Source organism: Blastococcus sp. TBT05-19, from assembly GCF_003319095.1.
GTDB lineage: Bacteria > Actinomycetota > Actinomycetes > Mycobacteriales > Geodermatophilaceae > Blastococcus.
In genome coordinates this window covers 977320-996280 of record NZ_QOHI01000001.1, presented here as the reverse complement: position 1 = coordinate 996280, position 18961 = coordinate 977320, and the positions used below count along the sequence as shown (strand labels likewise).

The window sequence follows — 18961 nt, the reverse complement described above, 5'->3', positions numbered from 1 at the left end:
GACGATGTCGTCAAGTTCCGCGCCGACCCGCTGCCGGGTCGATCCGCAGGGGGTCCCGCATGCGTTTCACCAGTGAGCACGACGACTTCCGCAAGGTGGTCCGCGACGTCGTCGAGAAGGAGATCGCCCCGCACGTCGACGACTGGGAGCGGGCCGGGATCTTCCCGGCGCACGAGCTGTTCCCGAAGCTCGGCGAGCTCGGCCTGCTCGGGCTGGAGTACGACCCCGAGTACGGCGGCCAGGGCGCCGACCACCTCTTCTCGGTGATCCTGTGCGAGGAGCTGCACCGGTCGGGCTGCGCCGGTGTGCCGATGGCGATCGGCGTCCAGACGATGATGGCCACCCCCTCGCTGCACGAGTTCGGCAGCGAGGACCTCAAGCGCCGGTACCTGGAGCCCGCGATCCGCGGCACCGCCGTGGCCTCCATCGCGGTCACCGAGGCCGGCGCCGGGTCCGACGTCGCCGGGCTGCGGACGAAGGCTGTCCGCGACGGCGACGACTGGGTGATCAACGGCAGCAAGCTGTACATCACCAACGGCACCCAGGCCGACTGGCTGTGCCTGCTGGCGCGCACCTCCGACGAGGGCGGCCACCGCGGGATGAGCCAGATCATCGTGGAGACGACGACGCCCGGCTTCTCCGTCTCGCGGAAGCTGGACAAGCTCGGCAACCGCTCGTCGGACACCGCGGAGCTGTACTTCGAGGACGTGCGGGTGCCGGTGTCCAACACCATCGGCTCGATCGGCCGCGGCTTCCAGCAGCAGATGGCGCAGTTCGTGGTCGAGCGCATGTTCGCCGCGTACGGGGCTGTCGGCAGCTGCCGCCACGCGATCGAGCGCACCGCCGGCTACCTCAAGCAGCGCGAGGCCTTCGGCGGCCCGCTGATGAGGAGCCAGTACCTGGCCTTCCGGCTGGCCGAGCTCTCGGCGCAGGTCGACCTGCTCCAGTCGCACAACTACGCCTGCGCCGAGTCCTACCTCGCAGGCGAGGACACCACCCGGCAGGCGACCGTCGCCAAGCTGACCGCCGGGCGGTTGCTGCGCGAGGTGGCCGACACGTGCCTGCAGTTCCACGGCGGCATGGGCTACATGGAGGAGACCTGGACCGCCCGGTTCTTCCGGGACAGCCGGCTGGCCTCGATCGGCGGTGGCGCCGACGAGGTGATGCTGCAGGTGCTGGCCCGGATGGACGGGTTCGCGTGAGCGAGGCCCGCGCCGCGCTGCTCGGCACCCTGGTCGACGACCTCGCCGCGGAGTCCGCCGACCTCGACGCCCGCGTCGCACCGCTGGACGACGCCGCCTGGGCCACCCCCACCCCGGCGGCCGGCTGGGACGTCCGCGACACGATCAACCACCTGCGCTTCTTCGACCGGGACGCGCTGCTGGCCGTCACCGACCCCGAGGGCTTCGGCGCGCTGCTGTCCCGCCTCGGCGCCGAGGTGCTCGGCTACGTCGAGCAGCTGACGGAGGAGGGGCGGGCCACTCCCCCGCAGGACGTGCTGACCTCCTGGCGGATCGGGCGCGACGCCCTCGCCGACGCGCTGCGGGCGGTCGACCCGGGGGTGCGGGTGCCGTGGTTCGGCCCGCCGATGAGCCCCGCGTCGTTCGTCACCGCGCGCCTGATGGAGACCTGGGCGCACGGGCAGGACGTCGTGGACGCGCTCGGCCAGGACCGGGCACCGACCGCGCGGCTGCGGTCGGTCGCCGAGATCGGCGTCCGCGCCCGCACGTTCTCCTACCTCGTGCGCGGCCTCGCCGTGCCCGAGCAGCTGGTCCGCGTCGAGCTGGACGGCCCCGACGGCGACACCTGGACCTGGGGGCCGGCGGACGCCGACGACGTGGTCCGCGGTTCCGCGCTCGGCTTCTGCCTGCTGGTGACCCAGCGCCGGCACCGCGACGACGTCGACCTGCGGGTGAGCGGGGCCGCGGCCGAGGAGTGGATGGGCATCGCCCAGGCCTTCGCCGGCCCACCCGGCGCCGGGCGCGAGCCGCTCGGGGCTCGGTCGTGAGCGCGCCGCTGCGCGTCGCCAACGTGTCCGGCTTCTACGGCGACCGGCACAGCGCCATGCGCGAGATGCTCGAGGGCGGCGAGGTCGACGTCCTCACCGGTGACTACCTCGCCGAGCTGACCATGCTCATCCTCGGCCGGCAGAAGGCGGACGACCCCACCGCCGGGTACGCCCGCACCTTCCTCTCCCAGCTCGAGGAGTGCCTCGGCACCGCGCTGGAGCGCGGGGTGCGGATCGTCAGCAACGCCGGCGGGCTCAACCCGCAGGGGCTCGCCGCCGCCGTCACCGAGCTGGGGCAGCGCCTCGGGCTCGCGGTGCGGGTGGCGACGGTGAGCGGTGACGACCTGCTCCCCCGGGTCGGCGACCTCACCGCCGGCGGCCTGCTGCGCGGCGGCGACCGCGCCCCCGGCGACCGGGACGTCACGGACGCGCTCACCGCCAACGCCTACCTCGGCTGCCGGGGCATCGTGCGCGCGCTGGAGGCAGGGGCCGACGTCGTCGTGACCGGGCGGGTGACCGACGCCAGCCTGGTGGTCGGGCCGGCTGCGTGGCACCACGGCTGGGGCGCCGGCGACCTGGACGCGCTGGCCGGGGCGACCGTCGCCGGGCACGTGCTCGAGTGCGGCGCGCAGGCCACCGGCGGCAACTTCAGCTTCTTCGCCGAGCTGCTCGACGCCGACCCCGCGGCGCTGGACCGGATCGGCTTCCCGCTGGCCGAGATCGCCGCCGACGGCTCCTCGGTCATCACCAAGCACGCCGGCACCGGCGGCGCGGTCACCGTGGAGACGGTCACCGAGCAGCTGCTCTACGAGCTCACCGGTTCCTCCTACGGCGGGCCCGACGTCGTCACCCGGTTCGACACCCTCCGGCTGCGCCAGGCCGGCCCGGACCGGGTCGAGATCTCCGGCGCCCGGGGCATGCCGGCCGGGGAGCACCTCAAGGTGGCGGTCAACCGCCTGGGCGGCTTCCGCAACTCCATGACGCTGCCGCTGACCGGCCTGGACGTCGAGCGGAAGGCGGAGCTGCTGCAGCGGCAGCTCGCGCCGGCGCTGGCCGGTGTCGAGGAGGTCCGGGTGGCGCTCGCCCGCACCGACTCCCCCGACGCCGGCGTGCAGGAGGAGGCCGCCGCGCTGCTGCACGTCACGGTCAAGGACCGCGACCGCCGCAAGGTCGGCAAGGGCTTCACCGTGCCGGTCATCGAGCTCGGGCTGGCCAGCATCCCGGGCTTCCACGCCACGGCCGCCCCGCCCAGCCCCTCGCCCTACGGCGTCTACTCCGCGGCCTGGGTGCCGGCCGCCGAGGTGCCGCAGGTGGTAGGCCTCCCGGACGGGACGACGGAGACCATCCCCTCCTCCGCACCGTCCGGCACCTCCACCCCGGCACCCGATCCCGTCGAGGCGCCGGCGTGGACCGACGACGGCGCGACCCGCCGGATGCCTCTGGGCCGGGTCGCCGGAGCGCGCAGCGGCGACAAGGGTGGCGCGGCCACCCTCGGCGTCTACGCGCGCAGCGACGAGGGCTACGCCTGGCTGGCCGGCTTCCTCACCGCCGACCGGCTGTGCGCGCTGCTCCCGGAGGCCGCCCGGCTGCCCGTCACCCGCGAGCTCCTCCCGGGGCTGCGCGCGCTGCTCTTCCAGCTGCCCGGGCTGCTCGGCGACGGCGTCGCCGCGGGCACCCGGTTCGACCCCCAGGCCAAGGCCGTGGGCGAGTGGCTGCGCTCTCGCGTGGTCGACGTCCCGGTGCGCCTGCTGCCCCCGGAGGTGGGCGCATGACAGTCCTGCAGCACGAAGGAACGACCGACCGCGCCGCGAGCAATCGCGCGGCGCTGCTGGAACGGCTGGCCGAGCTCGAGGAGCAGCGCGGCCTGGCCAACGCCGGCGGCGGCGAGAGCGCGCTGGCCCGGCACCGGAAGCGCGGCAAGCTGACCGTGCGGGAGCGGATCGAGCTGCTGCTGGACCGCGACAGCCCGTTCCTCGAGCTCTCGCCCTACGCGGCCTGGGGCACCGACTTCCCGGTCGGCGCCAGCACGGTCACCGGCATCGGCGTGGTCGAGGGCGTGGAGGTGATGATCTCCGCCAACGACCCGACGGTGCGCGGCGGCACGTCCAACCCCTACACGCTGCGCAAGGCCGGCCGCGCGCACGACATCGCCGAGACCAACCGGCTGCCGTTCCTCAGCCTGGTCGAGTCCGGCGGCGCGGACCTGCCCACCCAGTCGGAGATCTTCATCCCGGGCGGCCGCGGCTTCCGCAACCTCACCCGGCTGTCGGCGCAGGGCATCCCCACGATCTCCCTGGTCTTCGGCAACAGCACGGCCGGGGGCGCCTACGTGCCCGGCATGAGCGACCACGTGGTGATGATCGACGGGCGCAGCAAGGTGTTCCTGGCCGGGCCACCGCTGGTGAAGATGGCGACCGGCGAGGACGCCGACGAGGAGTCGCTCGGCGGGGCCTCGATGCACGCCCGCATCTCCGGGAGCGCCGACCACCTCGCCGTGGACGAGCTCGACGCGATCCGGCTGGGCCGGCAGATCGTGCGCAACCTCAACTGGCGCAAGCGCAGCCCGGGCCCCTCCCGCCCGGCCGATCCGCCGCTGCACGACCCCGAGGAGCTGCTCGACCTGGCGCCGGCCGACCTCCGCCAGCCGCTGGACCCGCGCGACGTGCTCGCCCGCATCGTCGACGGCAGCCGGTTCGACGAGCACAAGCCGCTGTACGGCACCTCGCTGGTCACCGGCTGGGCGAGCATCCACGGCTACCCGATCGGCGTGCTGGCCAACGCCCGGGGCGTGCTGTTCCGGCAGGACGCCGAGAAGGCCGCCCAGTTCATCCAGCTGGCCAACCAGACCGACACCCCGCTGCTGTTCCTGCAGAACACCACCGGCTACATGGTGGGCACCGAGTACGAGCAGGACGGGATCATCAAGGCCGGCTCGCAGATGATCAACGCGGTCTCCAACAGCGCCGTCCCGCACCTCACCGTGAACATCGGCGCCTCCTACGGCGCCGGCAACTACGGCATGTGCGGCCGCGCCTACGACCCCCGCTTCCTGTTCACCTGGCCCAACGCGAAGAGCGCGGTCATGGGGGCGGCGCAGCTCGCCGGCGTGCTCGACATCGTCGGCCGGGCCAGCGCCCAGGCCCGCGGCCGCGATTACGACGAGGAGTCCGCGGCGCTGATGAGGGCCGCGGTGGAGCAGCAGATCGAGGCCGAGTCGCTGGCGCTGTTCCTCTCCGGGCGGCTCTACGACGACGGGATCATCGACCCGCGCGACACCCGCACCGTCCTCGGGCTGGCCCTCTCGGCCATCCACAACGCGCCCGTGCAAGGCCTGCACGACGGATGGGGGGTGTTCCGGCTGTGACCGCCCGGAACCTGACCTGCGTGCTCGTCGCCAACCGCGGCGAGATCGCCCGCCGCGTGTTCGCCACCGCCCGCGCCATGGGGCTGCGGACGGTGGCGGTGCACTCCGACGCCGATGCCGACGCGCCCTTCGTCGCCGACGCCGACGTCGCCGTCCGGCTGCCCGGCAACTCCCCGGCCGAGACCTACCTGCGGGCTGACCTCGTGGTGGCCGCCGCGGTCAAGGCGGGTGCCGACTGCGTGCACCCCGGCTACGGCTTCCTCTCGGAGAACGCCGGGTTCGCCCGCGCCGTGGCCGAGGCCGGCCTGGTCTACGTCGGGCCGAGCCCCGAAGCGGTCGAGGCGATGGGCAGCAAGCTCGCCGCCAAGGAGCTCATGCGGCAGGCCGGCGTGCCCACGCTGCCCAGCATCGACGCGACCGGGCTCTCCGGCGACACCCTGGCGAAGGCCGGCGCCGAGGTGGGCTACCCGCTGCTGGTCAAGGCCTCGTTCGGCGGCGGTGGTCGCGGCATGCGCGCCGTCCGCGGGCCGGGAGAGCTCGCCGAAGCGGTCGAGGGCGCCGGTCGCGAGGCGGCGTCGGCGTTCGGCGACGGCACGGTGTTCCTCGAGCGGCTGGTCGAGCGCCCCCGGCACATCGAGGTGCAGGTGTTCGGCGACCGGCACGGCTCCACCGTGGCCCTGTTCGAGCGCGAGTGCTCGATCCAGCGCCGGCACCAGAAGGTCGTCGAGGAGGCGCCGTCGCCCGCCGTAGGCCCGGAGCTGCGCGCGCGGCTGCAGGAGGCGGCCGTCACCGCGGCGCGCGCCATCGACTACCTCGGTGCGGGCACCGTGGAGTTCCTGCTCGACGACTCCGGCGAGTTCTTCTTCCTGGAGATGAACACGCGGCTGCAGGTGGAGCACCCGGTCACCGAGGCGGTCACCGGCCTCGACCTGGTGCGGCTGCAGTTCGACGTCGCCGCGGGACGCCCGCTGCCCGCGCAGGCGCTCGCGCCCACCCTGACCGGGTCGGCGATCGAGGTGCGCCTCTACGCCGAGGACCCGGCCCGCGACTGGCTGCCCCAGTCGGGCCGGCTGGCCGACTTCGCGATCCCCACGGACGCGGAGTTCGCCCTGCCCGCCGGCGCCGGCATCCGGGTGGACAGCGGCGTGGCCCCCGGCGGTGAGGTGGGGGTGCACTACGACCCGATGCTCGCCAAGGTCATCGCCTGGGCGCCGGACCGCTCGTCGGCCGCGCTCGCGCTGGCCGGCGCGCTCACCCGGGCCCGCCTCCACGGCCTGACCACCAACCGCGACCTGCTGGTGCGGGTGCTGCGCAGCGAGGCCTTCCTGGCCGGGGAGACCGACACCGCGTTCCTGGACCGGCACGGCCTGGACACCCTGGCCGCTCCGCTGGTCGACGAGGCCGGTCGCCGGGTGCACGCCGTCGTGGCCGCGCTCGCCGGTGCGGCCCTGCGCCGGGCGGCCGCGCCGGTGCTGGCCGGCCTGCCGTCGGGCTGGCGGAACAACCCGACCGCTCCGCAGACCACCGCGTTCGACGGCAGCACGGTGCGCTACCGGCTGGACCGGACCGGGGTCACCGCCGACGTCGACGGGGAGCCGGTGGAGCTGACGGTCCTCCGCACCACGGTGGACGGGCCCAGGGTCCGCCTGGAGGTGGAGGCCGACGGGCTGCGCGGCAGCTACGAGGTGCACCTCGACGGCGACCGGTCCTACGTCGACGGGCCCGACGGCTCGACGACGCTGACCGAGCTGCCGCGCTTCCCGGAGCCGACGGCCTCGGTGGCGCCCGGCTCGCTCACCGCCGCCATGCCCGGCGCGGTGACCCGGGTGGCCGTCGCCGAGGGCGATCGGGTCGAGGCAGGACAGCTGGTCCTGGTGCTGGAGGCCATGAAGATGGAGCACCCGGTGGTGGCACCCGCCGCCGGGGTGGTGCAGTCCCTGCACGTCGCCGTCGGCGCGCAGGTGGAGACGGGCGCGACGCTCGCGGTGGTCGTCGCGGAGACCAGCGAGGAGAGCAGCGATGCGTCCTGACCTGTCCGGGGTCGACCCCCTCGAGCTGAACCTGGCCACCAGGTTCTCCGTGGGCGACCTGCTGACCCGCTCCACCCAGCTGTTCGCCGACCGCACCGCGATCGTCGACGGCGAGGAGGAGATCAGCTACGGCCGGCTGGACGCCGCCGCCGAGGCGTTCGGGCGCGGTCTGCTCGACGCCGGCGTGCAGCACCAGGAGCCGGTGGCGTTCCTGCTGGGCAACTCCTGGCGCTTCGCCGCCAGCTTCTTCGGCTGCGCCAAGGCCGGCCTGGTCGCCCTGCCGGTGAACCTGATGCTCGCGCCCGAGGACATCGGCTGGATCCTCTCGGACTCCGGCACCCGCACCGTCGTCGCCGATGCCCCGTTCGTCCCGCTGCTGGAGGCCGTGCTCCCGAACCTGCCGCAGATCACCACGGTGGTCGTGACCGGCGACCAGGTGCCGGAGCAGGTCGCCGGCCGCCCGGTGCGGCGCTGGGACGACGTCGCGGTCGACCCCACCCCGGTGCGCGTGGTGGTCGAGGACCGCGACACGGTGCACTGCCTCTACACCTCGGGCACGACCGCCCGGCCCAAGGGCGTGCTCACCAGCCACCTCGCCGTGCACGTCGGCGTGCTGAGCAACGCGCTGCAGGTCGGTCACCGCCGCGGTGACGAGTTCTCGGTGATGCCGATCGTGCTGCCGCTGTTCCACACCACCGCGCTGGACACGCTCCTCCTGCCGATCCTGCTGACCGGCGGGACCGCGGTGCTCCCCCGCGGCTTCGACCCCGAGGGCTTCCTCGAGGTGGTCGAGAAGCGCTCGGCCACCCACCTCATGCTCCTGCCGATGATGTACGCCGCGCTGCTGGCCTCGCCCGGGATCAGGACCCGGGACCTCTCGTCGGTCCAGCTCGCCATCTACGCCATGGCCCCGATGCCGCAGGAGCGGATCACCGAGATCGCCGCCGCGTTCCCGAACGCGAGGGTGCTGCTCGGGTCGGGCCAGACCGAGTGCGTGCCGGCCACGGTGTTCCAGTGGCCCTCGCACCAGACCACCAAGGCGGCGTCCTGGGGCCCGTCCACCGTCACCGTCGACACCCGGATCATGGATGCCGCCGGCGAGCTGGTCCCGGCCGGCGGCACCGGCGAGATCGTCTACCGCGGCCCGCACGTGATGAGCGGCTACTGGAACAACGCCGAGGCCAACACCGCCGCCTTCGCGCACGGCTGGTTCCACAGCGGCGACGTCGGCCATCTCGACGACGAGGGCGTCGTCTGGTTCACCGACCGGGTCAAGGACATGGTGAAGAGCGGCGGCGAGAACGTCTCCTCGGTCGAGGTGGAGCGGGTGCTGCTCGCCTCGCCGGAGATCGTCGAGGCCGCGGTCATCGGCGTCCCGGACGACCGCTGGGGCGAGGCCGTCACCGGCGTCGTCGTGCCGGCCGACCCCGGTGTCCACCCCGCGGAGCTGACCGAGCGGCTGCTCGCGCACTGCCGGCAGCACCTCGCCGGGTTCCAGGTGCCCAAGCGGATCGACGTGCGCGTCGGGCTGCCGAAGACGGCGACGGGGAAGATCCAGAAGCACGAGCTGCGGGACGAGTTCCGTGCCTGAGCTGGTGCGCGCCGAGCGGCGCGGGCCGGCCGCCGTCCTGACCCTGGACTCCCCGGCCAACCGCAACGCCCTGTCCGCCGCTCTGCTCGAGCAGCTGCACGCCGCGCTCACCGACGCGATGGACGATCCGGCCGTGCGCGTCGTCGTCCTCACCGGTGCGGGACCGGTGTTCTGCTCCGGCGCCGACCTCAAGGAGGAGCGCACCGGCGTGCGGCCGGTCGTCAACCTGCCCGAGATCCTCACGCTGCTCATCGAGGGGCCCAAGCCGGTGGTCGCCCGGGTCAACGGCGCCGCCCGGGCCGGCGGCCTCGGGCTCATCGCGGCCTGCGACCTCGCCGTGGGCCTGACGACGGCGACGTTCGGGTTCAGCGAGGTCCGCATCGGCGTCGCCCCGGCGATCATCGCCGTCCCGGTGCTGCGACGGATGGACCCGCGGGCCGCCCGGGAGCTCTTCCTCACCGGCCAGCCGTTCGACGGCGAGCGCGCCCGTGCGGCCGGGCTGCTCGACCGGGCGGTGTCCGAGGAGGCCCTCGACGCCACCGTGGACGAGCTGGTGGCACAGCTCGCCGGCGGTGCGCCCGAGGCGCTCGCCGTCACCAAGCAGCTGCTGCGGGACCTGCCCGGGGAGGACCTCGCCGAGGACTTCCGCCGGATGGCGGCGCTGTCGGCCGAGCGGTTCGCCTCGGCGGAGGCCCGCGAGGGCATCGCGGCGCTGCTGGAGAAGCGCCCGCCCGCCTGGGCGCAGCCGGGCTGAGGTCAGCCCGGAGCGAGGGGTCGCCTGGAGCGATGTGCGCCGGCGGCGCGTCCCAACGTCGGGAAGGCGCCGCCCGCGCACAGTGCCTCTCGTCGGCTGAGGTCAGTCGGGCCAGGACGAGCGGGGCAGGCCGATCGCCCCGGCCCACAACCGGGTGAGGACGTCGACGGCGGCGTCCTCGTCCAGGTCCTCGACCGGGTCCTGCCAGAGGTGCGCGAACGCCTCGACCATCGCGCCCAGGGCGCTGGAGACGGCGCGCGGTGGCAAGGACCGGTCGGCCAACCCCAGCTCCTGCAGCCGGACCAGGCCCTCCATGCCCCGGCGGACGAAACCCTCGCGGACGTCGACCCGCAGCCGGCGGAACTCCTCGCGGGTGTCGGCCAGGGAGTCCAGGACCCGCAGGATGCGCGCGTGCCGCGTGACCGCCACCAGGTACAGCCGGTTGGCCGCCTCGATCCGCTCGTAGGCGGCCTCGGGCGGCAGCCGGTCGCCGACCACGGTGGCGGCGAAGACCTCGGCGACCACGTCCGCGACGAGCTGCCGGAACAGCGACTCCTTGGAGTCGAACCAGGTGTAGAAGGTGCCGTGCGAGACGCCGGCGCGCTCGGCCACGTGGTCGATCCGCACGTCGGCGAACCCGCGCTCCTCGAAGAGCTCCCGACCCGCCTGCAGCAGGGCGGCGCGCGTGCGCCGTCCTCTGTCCGTGGTCGGCACCTGCTCCTGCCCGGGGGCTGCCATCGGGCTCCTCTCTGGCCGGTCAGGACCCGCGCAGCTTCGCACACCGGCGGTAGTTGACGACCCTGTCAAGTATGCGCAGACTCCGGGACGCAGCACACGGATCGGCGCTCCGCCCCACCCGGGACGGGGAGCCACGGCGAGCGGAGAGCGGCCAGTGGAGAACCACCCCGGAGCGCCGGCCGACCCGTGGCGCACGCCGGAGCGCGTCGCCCTGCGGCAGCTGGCCCGGGACTTCGTGCGCCGCGAGATCGCCCCGCACCTGCCCGCGTGGGAGGCGGCCGGGGAGCTGCCCCGCGAGCTGCACCGGAAGGCCGCCGCGGTCGGGCTCCTCGGCGTCGGGTTCCCCGAGGAGGTCGGCGGCGGAGGCGGCGACTCCATCGACTCTGCGATCGTCACCGAGGAGGTGCTGCTCGGCGGTGGGTCCAGCGGCGTGGTGGCCGCGCTGTTCACCCACGGCATCGCCCTCCCCCACATCGTGGGCAGCGGATCGGCCGACCTGGTCGAGCGCTACGTGCGGCCCACGCTGGCCGGGGAGCTGATCGGATCCCTCGGCGTCAGCGAGCCCGACGCCGGATCCGACGTGGCGCAGCTGCGCACCCGGGCGGTTCGCGACGGCGACTCCTACGTCGTCGACGGGGCGAAGACCTTCATCACCAGCGGCGTCCGCGCCGACTTCGTCACCACGGCCGTGCGCACCGGCGGTGCGGGCTACGGCGGCGTCTCGCTGCTCGTCGTCGACACCGACTCCCCCGGCTTCACCGTGTCCCGGCGGCTGGACAAGATGGGCTGGCGCTGCTCGGACACCGCCGAGCTCTCGTTCGTCGACGTCCGCGTGCCCGTGACCAACCTGGTCGGCCCGGAGGACAGCGGGTTCGTGCAGATCATGCGGCAGTTCCAGGCCGAGCGGCTGAGCCTGGCGGTGCAGGCCTACGCCACCGCCGCGCGCTGCCTGGACCTGGCCCTGGCGTGGGCGCGCGAGCGGGAGACCTTCGGCCGGCCGCTGACCGGGCGCCAGGTCATCCGGCACAAGCTCGCCGAGATGGCGCGCCAGGTCGACGTCGCCCGCACCTACACCCGCGCCGTCCTGCAGCGGCACGTGGCCGGCGAGGACGTGATCACCGAGGTCTCCATGGCCAAGAACACGGCCGTCTACGCCTGCGACTTCGTCGTGGACGCGGCCGTGCAGATCCACGGCGGTACGGGCTACATGCGCGAGTCCGAGGTGGAGCGCCACTACCGGGACGCGCGGATCCTCGGCATCGGCGGCGGGACGAACGAGATCATGAACGAGGTCATCTCCAAGCTCCTGCTCGCCTGACCCCTGGCCGAGATCAGGCGGTGAAGGCCTCGACGATCGTCACCCAGTGCTCCAGGTGCGGGCCGGAGCGGGGCGCGTCCGGTTGCAGCGCGTAGGTGAGCGCCTGCCCGCGCATCGAGGTGAGCAGCACCTGGTAGACCGCCTCGGCCCGGGGGTGCCGGGCCACCCGCTCGCCGAACACCTCCATCGACAGCGCGCGCAGCTGCACGTTGAGCCGGCGCTCGTGCGGGAAGAGCGCCGCGCGCAGCTCCGGATCGGTGCGGGCCGCGTTCCACAGCTCCATCGCGGCCACGAACAGCGGGCCGTGGAAGCGCTCCCAGATCACCTCGACGCCGGGCCGGATGCGCAGCGCTGAGTCGGCCGGCAGGTCGGCGGCGGCCCGCCGCACGCCGGCGCTGAACTCCTCGTAGAGGTGGTCGACGGCGGCCAGCACCAGCTCGGCCTTCGACGTGAAGTGGTGCGTGAGCGCCCCCCGGGACACCCCGGCGCGGCGCTGCACCTCGCTCGTGGTGGTGCCCGCGTAGCCGAGCTCGACCAGCGCCTCGACGGTCGCCCGCACCAGCGCGTCGCGGGTGCCCGCCCGCCGCTCCGCCTGGGTGCGGCGGAGCGGCGAGCGGGTGGTTCCGGCGATGACGGTCAGCCCGCCACCGCGGCCCGGACGCTGCCGGCCGGGACGGCCCGCTCGAGCAGGATCGCCGGCGGGCGGAAGCGCTCGCCGTAGCGGTCGGCCAGCTCGTCGGCCCGCGCCACGAACCCGGCGACCCCGCCCGCGTACTGGTCGACGTACTGCAGCACGCCGCCGTAGAGGGGCGGGAAGCCGATGCCCATGATCGAGCCGATGTTGGCGTCCTCCACCGAGTTGAGGACCTTCTCCTCGACGCAGCGCGCCGTCTCCACCGCCATGACGAACAGCAGCCGCTCCTGCGCGTCGGTGAAGGGCACCGCATCCGAACTCGGGAAGAGCTCGGTGAGGCCCGGCCACACCCGCTTCTCCGGCTGCCAGTCGAAGAAGCCCTTCCCGGCGGACTTGCCGGTGCGGCCCTGCTCGACCAGCGCCCGGAGGACGGCGATGCCCGGGTGGTCGTCGGTGGCGCCCGCCTTCGCCGCCTCGTCGCGGATCTTCAGGGGCAGGGTGAGGGTGACCTCGTCGAGCAGGGTGAGCGGTCCGGCCGGGAAGCCGGCCTGCAGCGCCGCCCGCTCGATGCTCATCGGCGCCAGACCCTCGGCCAGCAGCGCGGCGCCCTCGAGCACGAGGGTGCCGAACACCCGGCTGGTGAAGAAGCCGCGGCTGTCCTGCACCACGATCGGCGTCTTGCCGATCTGCCGGACGACGTCGTAGGCCCGGGCGAGCGCCTCGTCGGAGGTCCGCTCCCCCACGATCAGCTCGACCAGCGGCATCTTGTCCACCGGCGAGAAGAAGTGCATGCCCACCACGTCGGCGGGCCGCTGCACTCCCTCGGCCAGCCCGGTGATGGGCAGGGTCGAGGTGTTGGACGCCAGCAGCGCGTCCGGCAGGGCGGCGGCCTCGGCCTCGCTGAGCACCCGGTGCTTGAGCGCAGTGTCCTCGAACACCGCCTCCACGATCACGTCGCAGCCGGCGAGGTCGGCGGCGTCGCCGGTGGGGGTGATGCGGGCGAGGAAGGCGTCGGCCTTCTCCTGGCTCATCCGCCCACGCGAGACCTGCTTGCCGACGAGCCCCTCGACGTGCGCCTTGCCCTTCTGGGCCGCCTCGGTGCTCACGTCCTTGAGCACGACCTCGACGCCGACCTTGGCGAAGGAGTGCGCGATGCCGGCGCCCATCATCCCCGCGCCCAGCACGCCGACCTTGCTCGCGGCGTGCGCCTCCGGGCCGGACGGACGGGAGGCGCCGCCGTTGATGGCGTTGAGGTCGAACCACAGCGCCTGGATCATGTTCGTCGAGATCTGGCCGGTGACCAGGTCGACGAAGTAGCGGCCCTCGACGGTGAACGCGGTGTCGACGTCGACCTGCAGGCTCTCCACCGCCGCGGACAGGATCGCGTACGGCGCCGGGTAGGGCGCTCCCTTGAGCTGCTTGGTCAGGTTCGCCGGGAACGCCGGCAGGGTCGAAGCCAGCGACGGGGTGGACGGCGTGCCGCCGGGCACCTTGTAGCCCTTGGTGTCCCAGGGCTGGGCGGCGTCGGGGTTCGCCAGCACCCAGGCGCGTGCCTTGGCCACCAGCTCGTCGCGGTCGGCGGCGAGCTCGTGCACCAGCCCCAGCTTCAGCGCCTTCTCCGGCCGCAGCTGCTGCCCCTGCAGGAGCAGCTCCAGCAGCGCCGTCGTCAGGCCGAGCAGGCGCACGGTGCGCACGACGCCACCGCCGCCGGGCAGCAGGCCGAGGGTCACCTCGGGCAGGCCGAGCTTCACCTTCGGGTCGTCGAGGACGACGCGGTGGTGGCAGGCCAGGGCGATCTCCAGGCCACCGCCGAGGGCGGCGCCGTTGATCGCCGCGGCGACCGGCACACCCAGGGTCTCCAGCCGGCGCAGCTGGGACTTGACCAGGGTGACCTGGGCGAGGACGTCGTCCTTCGACTCCGGGCCGGCCTGGATCAGGCTGCCGAGGTTGCCGCCGGCGAAGAAGGTCTTCTTCGCGCTGGTGACGACGACGCCGCGCACCTGCTCCTTCCCGGCCTCGAGCCGGTCGACGACCTCGGCCATCGAGCGCACGTAGGCGTCGTTCATGGTGTTGGCCGACGACGACGGGTCGTCGAGGGTGAGGACGACGACGCCGTCGGCGTCGGACTCCCAGCGGATGGTGCTGTCAGACACGAAGGACTCCTCAGACTCGCTCGACGACGGTGGCGATGCCCATCCCGCCGCCGACGCACAGGGTGGCCAGGCCGTACCGCAGGTCGCGCCGCTCGAGCTCGTCGACGAGCGAGCCCAGGATCATCGCGCCGGTGGCACCCAGCGGGTGCCCCATCGAGATCGCGCCACCGTTGACGTTGACCTGCTCGTGGTCGAAGCCGGTGTCGGCCATGAACCGCAGGACGACGGCGGCGAACGCCTCGTTCATCTCGACCAGGTCGATGTCGTCGACGGTGAGACCGGCCTTGGCCAGCGCCTTGAAGGTGGCCGGCGCCGGGCCGGTCAGCATGATCACCGGGTCGGCGCCGGAGACGGCGGTGCTCAGGATGCGGGCCCGCGGGGTCAGCCCGTTGCGGGTGCCGGCCTCCTCGGTGCCGATGACGGTCAGCGCGGCGCCGTCGACGATGCCGCTGGAGTTGCCGGCGGTGTGCACGTGGTCGATCCGCTCGACCGAGTGGTACTTGTTCAGCGCCACGGCGTCGAAGCCGCCCATGTCGCCGATCCCGGCGAACGCGGACGGCAGGCCGGCGAGGGACTCGACGGTCGTGCCCGGGCGGACGAGCTCGTCGGCGTCGAGCACGACGGTGCCGTTCCGGTCGGTCACCGGCACGACCGAGCGGTCGAAGTACCCGTTCGACCAGGCCTTGGCGGCGCGGGCGTGGGACTCGGCGGCGTAGGCGTCGACGTCCTCCCGGCTCCAGCCGGCCAGCGTGGCGATCAGGTCGGCACCGATGCCCTGGGGCACGAAGCCGGTGCGCGCGGCGGTCTCCGGGTCCATCGGCCAGGCGCCGCCGTCGGAACCCATGGGCACCCGCGACATCGACTCGACGCCGCCGGCGAGCACCAGGTCCTCGAAGCCGGAGCGGACCTTCTGGGCGGCCAGGTTCACGGCTTCGAGGCCGGAGGCACAGAACCGGTTGATCTGCACACCGGCGACCGTGTCGGGCAGGCCCGCGGCCAGCGCCGCGGTCCGCGCGATGACCGCGCCCTGCTCGCCCACCGGCGACACGACGCCCAGCACGATGTCGTCGACCAGGTCGGTGTCCAGGCCGGGGTTGCGGTCGCGGACCGCGTCGATGAGCCCGGTGGTCAGGCTGATCGGCTTGACCGAGTGCAGCCCCCCGGTCTTCTTGCCCTTGCCGCGCGGGGTGCGCACGGCGTCGTAGATGAACGCCTCGGCGGTCATACGTGTCCTCTCGATGGAAAAAGGGCCAAACTGGCCATATCGGCCCTGAAGGAGCGGGGGACGTTCTCAGACGCCGAGGGAGCGGCCGACGATCTCCTTCATGATCTCGGTCGTCCCGCCGTAGATGGTCTGGATGCGGGAGTCGAGGTAGGCCTTGGCGACCGGGTACTCGAGCATGTAGCCGTAGCCGCCGTGCAGCTGCAGGCACCGGTCGACGACGCGCTTCTGCAGCTCCGTCGTCCACCACTTGGCCATGGCCGCGTCCTCGGCGGTGAACCGGCCGGCGTTGTGCTCGAGGACCGCCTTCTCCAGGTAGGTCTCGGCGATCGAGACCTCGGTGTGCATCTCGGCGAGCTCGAACCGGGTGTTCTGGAACTTGCCGATCGGCTTGCCGAAGGCGGTGCGCTCCTTGCAGTACTCGACCGTGCGGTCGAGGACGATGCGGGCGGCGGCCACGGCGACGGCGGCGATGGAGAGCCGCTCCTGGGGCAGGTTGTTCATCAGGTGGAAGAAGCCGTGGCCCTCGGTGCCGAGCAGGTTCTCGGCCGGCACGCGGACGTCGTCGAAGAACAGCTCGGCGGTGTCCTGCGCCTTGAGGCCGATCTTGTCCAGGTTGCGGCCGCGCTCGAAACCGGGCATCCCGCGCTCGACGACCAGCAGCGAGAACCCACGGGCGCCGGCCTCGGGGTCGGTCTTGGCGACGACGATGACGAGATCGGCGTTGATGCCGTTGGTGATGAAGGTCTTGGAGCCGTTGAGCACCCAGGAGTCGCCGTCGCGGCGGGCCGTGGTCTGCAGGCCCTGCAGGTCGGAGCCGGCACCCGGCTCGGTCATCGCGATCGCGGTGATCAGCTCGCCGCTGACGAACTTCGGCAGCCAGCGCTGCTTCTGCTCGTCGGTGGTGAGGTCGAGCATGTACGGCGCGATGACGTCGTTGTGCAGCGTGAAGCCGAGCCCGCTGGCGCCGACCCGGGTGATCTCCGCGGCCAGGATCGCGTTGTAGCGGAAGTCCTTGACCCCGCCGCCGCCGAACTCCTCCGGCACCTCCATGCCGAGCAGGCCCTGCTCGCCGGCCTTGAGCCAGACGGCCCGGTCGACGATGCCCGCCTCCTCCCAGCTCGCGTTGTGCGGGACGACCTCCTTGGCGAGGAAGTCGCGCACCATCGCGCGGAACGCCTCGTGCTCGGCCTCGTAGAGAGCGGACTGCACTGGTACCCCCTGGGGTTCGGAGAGCTCCGGCCATCACCCCGCGCCGGAAACCCGAACATACAGACCATCTGTTCTGTATCTTCGCGATCTGCGTCACACCGTCGTGACGCAGCCTTCAGCCCCGAGGAGCCCACCCGATGCAGGAGTACTCCAGCCCCGCCACGTTCGAGATCCCGGCGACCGCCGCACTCCCGGACGCCGTCACCCGGAACGCCGCCGAGCACCCCGACCGGGTGGCCCTCAGCCGCCACGTCGGGGACAGCTGGGTGCCGGTGACGAGCCGGGAGTTCGAGCAGCAGGTGACCGCGCTCGCCCGGGGGATGGTGGCGGCGGGCGTGGGTCCGGGTGACCGCGTCGGCATCCTCAGCAAGACCCGCTACGAGTGGACCCTGGCCGACTACGCCATCTGGGCCGCCGGCGGCGTGGGCGTGCCCATCTACGAGACGTCGTCGGCCGAGCAGGCGCAGTGGATCCTCTCGGACTCCGGCGCCGTCGCCGTCGTCGTGGAGACCGCGGTGCACCAGGCGCTGGTCGAGTCGGTGCGCGCCGACGTCCCCGGCCTGCGCGAGGTCTGGCAGATCGAGTCCGGCGACCTCGACGCCGTCGCCGCCCGGGCGGGAGAGGCGCCGGAGTCCGCGCTCGCCGACCGGCGCGCGACGCTGAGCCCCGAGAGCCTGGCCACGATCATCTACACCTCCGGGACGACGGGACGCCCCAAGGGCTGCGAGCTCACCCACGGCAACCTGCTCTACGTGGCCGAGCTCGCGCCGGCGGTCATCCCGGCGATGAGCGCGGAGAACGGGAGCTCGCTGCTCTTCCTGCCCCTCGCGCACGTCTTCGCCCGGATCATCGAGGTCGGCTGCATCCAGAACGGCGCCCGGCTGGGCCACACCGGCGACCTCACCTCGCTGCTGGCCGACCTGGGCACCTTCCAGCCGACCTTCCTCGTCGCCGTCCCGCGCGTGTTCGAGAAGGTCTACAACGGCGCCCGGCAGAAGGCGCACGCCGCCGGCAAGGGCTCGATCTTCGACCGCGCCGAGCGGGTCGCCGTCGCCTGGTCCAAGGCGCAGGACACCGGTGGCGCCGGGCTCGGGCTGAACCTGCAGCACAAGCTGTTCGACGCCCTCGTCTACGGCAAGCTCCGGGCGGCCATGGGCGGCAAGGTCGAGTACGCGCTGTCCGGGGGCGCCCCGCTCGGCGAGCGGCTCGGCCACTTCTTCCGCGGCATCGGCGTCACCATCCTCGAGGGCTACGGGCTCACCGAGACCGCGGGGCCGGCGACCGTCAGCGGACCGGAGGCGCTCAAGGTCGGCACGGTCGGCCGGGCCGCTCCCGGCTCGTCGGTGCGGATCGACGACACCGGCGAGATCCTGGTGCGCGGCCCGCAGGTGTTCCGCGGCTACTGGAACAACCCGACCGCGACGGCCGAGACGATGCGCGACGGCTGGTTCGCCACCGGCGACATCGGGGTCCTGGACGGCGAGGGCTACGTGACGATCACCGGCCGGATCAAGGAGATCCTGGTGACCTCGGGCGGGAAGAACGTCTCTCCCGCCACCCTCGAGGACAAGATCCGGGCGCACCCGCTGGTCAGCCAGTGCATCGTCGTCGGCGACAACCGCCCGTTCATCGGCTGCCTGATCACCCTGGACGCCGAGGCGCTGCCGGGCTGGCTGGAGACCAAGGGCCGCCCGGCCGGCACCCCGATGAGCGAGCTGGTGGAGGACCCGGAGATCGTCGCGGAGATCCAGGCCGCCGTGGACGCGGCCAACAAGCAGGTGTCGAAGGCGGAGTCGATCCGCTCCTTCGCCATCCTGCCGGTCGAGTGGACGGTGGAGGGCGGGCAGCTGACGCCGTCGCTGAAGCTGAAGCGGTCGGTGGTCATGAAGGAGTTCGCCACCGAGGTGGAGAAGATCTACGCCTCCTGACGGCGAGGG

At 73.2% G+C, this 18961-nt stretch carries 14 protein-coding genes; 9 read left to right on the top strand and 5 right to left on the bottom strand.

The annotated features are described in order from the left end of the window. The first annotated feature begins 59 nt into the window (after nucleotides 1-59). Genes DQ244_RS04900 through DQ244_RS04870 form a run of 7 tightly spaced genes read left to right on the top strand, consistent with a single transcriptional unit; the run spans nucleotide 60 to nucleotide 9747 of the window. The gene (locus DQ244_RS04900; protein WP_113810262.1) at nucleotides 60-1202 is read left to right on the top strand and encodes an acyl-CoA dehydrogenase family protein; all 1143 of its coding nucleotides are present in this window, start codon (nucleotides 60-62) and stop codon (nucleotides 1200-1202) included. Continuing rightward, the gene (locus DQ244_RS04895; protein ID WP_113810261.1) at nucleotides 1199-2008 is read left to right on the top strand and encodes a TIGR03084 family metal-binding protein; all 810 of its coding nucleotides are present in this window, start codon (nucleotides 1199-1201) and stop codon (nucleotides 2006-2008) included. Before DQ244_RS04900 ends, DQ244_RS04895 begins: the two co-directional genes overlap by 4 nt. Beyond that, a complete protein-coding gene (locus tag DQ244_RS04890; RefSeq protein WP_113810260.1) occupies nucleotides 2005-3780 on the top strand; it encodes an acyclic terpene utilization AtuA family protein in 1776 nt (591 codons plus the stop codon). The genes DQ244_RS04895 and DQ244_RS04890 overlap by 4 nt, the downstream gene beginning before the upstream one ends. Further along, nucleotides 3777-5372 (top strand): acyl-CoA carboxylase subunit beta, encoded by a 1596-nt coding sequence (locus tag DQ244_RS04885; protein WP_113810259.1) that lies wholly within the window; start codon nucleotides 3777-3779, stop codon nucleotides 5370-5372. Before DQ244_RS04890 ends, DQ244_RS04885 begins: the two co-directional genes overlap by 4 nt. Further along, on the top strand, nucleotides 5369-7402 hold the full coding sequence (locus tag DQ244_RS04880) for a biotin carboxylase N-terminal domain-containing protein (protein ID WP_233491172.1): 2034 nt from the start codon (nucleotides 5369-5371) through the stop codon (nucleotides 7400-7402). Before DQ244_RS04885 ends, DQ244_RS04880 begins: the two co-directional genes overlap by 4 nt. Further along, nucleotides 7392-8993: a class I adenylate-forming enzyme family protein gene (locus tag DQ244_RS04875; protein WP_113810257.1), complete on the top strand. Its 1602-nt coding sequence runs from the start codon at nucleotides 7392-7394 to the stop codon at nucleotides 8991-8993. The genes DQ244_RS04880 and DQ244_RS04875 overlap by 11 nt, the downstream gene beginning before the upstream one ends. Then, nucleotides 8986-9747 (top strand): enoyl-CoA hydratase-related protein, encoded by a 762-nt coding sequence (locus tag DQ244_RS04870; RefSeq protein ID WP_113810256.1) that lies wholly within the window; start codon nucleotides 8986-8988, stop codon nucleotides 9745-9747. Before DQ244_RS04875 ends, DQ244_RS04870 begins: the two co-directional genes overlap by 8 nt. A 102-nt stretch (nucleotides 9748-9849) precedes the next feature. On the opposite strand, the gene DQ244_RS04865 is transcribed toward DQ244_RS04870, so the two are convergent. Next, nucleotides 9850-10485, bottom strand: coding sequence for a TetR/AcrR family transcriptional regulator (locus tag DQ244_RS04865; RefSeq protein WP_113810255.1), 636 nt, complete (start codon nucleotides 10483-10485; stop codon nucleotides 9850-9852). A 154-nt stretch (nucleotides 10486-10639) separates the two neighbouring features. Here DQ244_RS04865 and DQ244_RS04860 point away from each other — a divergent pair, with 154 nt between their 5' ends. Beyond that, nucleotides 10640-11803: an acyl-CoA dehydrogenase family protein gene (locus tag DQ244_RS04860; RefSeq protein ID WP_113810254.1), complete on the top strand. Its 1164-nt coding sequence runs from the start codon at nucleotides 10640-10642 to the stop codon at nucleotides 11801-11803. Nucleotides 11804-11816: 13 nt separating this feature from the next. Here DQ244_RS04860 and DQ244_RS19290 read toward each other — a convergent pair whose 3' ends face one another. The 4 genes from DQ244_RS19290 to DQ244_RS04840 form a co-directional block, all read right to left on the bottom strand. Next, complete coding sequence (locus DQ244_RS19290) at nucleotides 11817-12362, bottom strand: TetR/AcrR family transcriptional regulator (protein ID WP_158544462.1); 546 nt, start codon at nucleotides 12360-12362, stop codon at nucleotides 11817-11819. Between the two features lie 77 nt (nucleotides 12363-12439). Next, nucleotides 12440-14590: a 3-hydroxyacyl-CoA dehydrogenase NAD-binding domain-containing protein gene (locus DQ244_RS04850; RefSeq protein WP_113810252.1), complete on the bottom strand. Its 2151-nt coding sequence runs from the start codon at nucleotides 14588-14590 to the stop codon at nucleotides 12440-12442. Between the two features lie 10 nt (nucleotides 14591-14600). Further along, nucleotides 14601-15815, bottom strand: coding sequence for an acetyl-CoA C-acetyltransferase (locus tag DQ244_RS04845; RefSeq protein WP_113810251.1), 1215 nt, complete (start codon nucleotides 15813-15815; stop codon nucleotides 14601-14603). A 66-nt stretch (nucleotides 15816-15881) separates the two neighbouring features. Then, nucleotides 15882-17024, bottom strand: coding sequence for an acyl-CoA dehydrogenase family protein (locus DQ244_RS04840; protein ID WP_113810250.1), 1143 nt, complete (start codon nucleotides 17022-17024; stop codon nucleotides 15882-15884). Nucleotides 17025-17161: 137 nt separating this feature from the next. Here DQ244_RS04840 and DQ244_RS04835 point away from each other — a divergent pair, with 137 nt between their 5' ends. Beyond that, entirely contained in the window at nucleotides 17162-18952 is a 1791-nt protein-coding gene (locus tag DQ244_RS04835) for a long-chain fatty acid--CoA ligase (protein ID WP_113810249.1), read from the top strand. The last annotated feature ends 9 nt before the right edge of the window (nucleotides 18953-18961 follow it).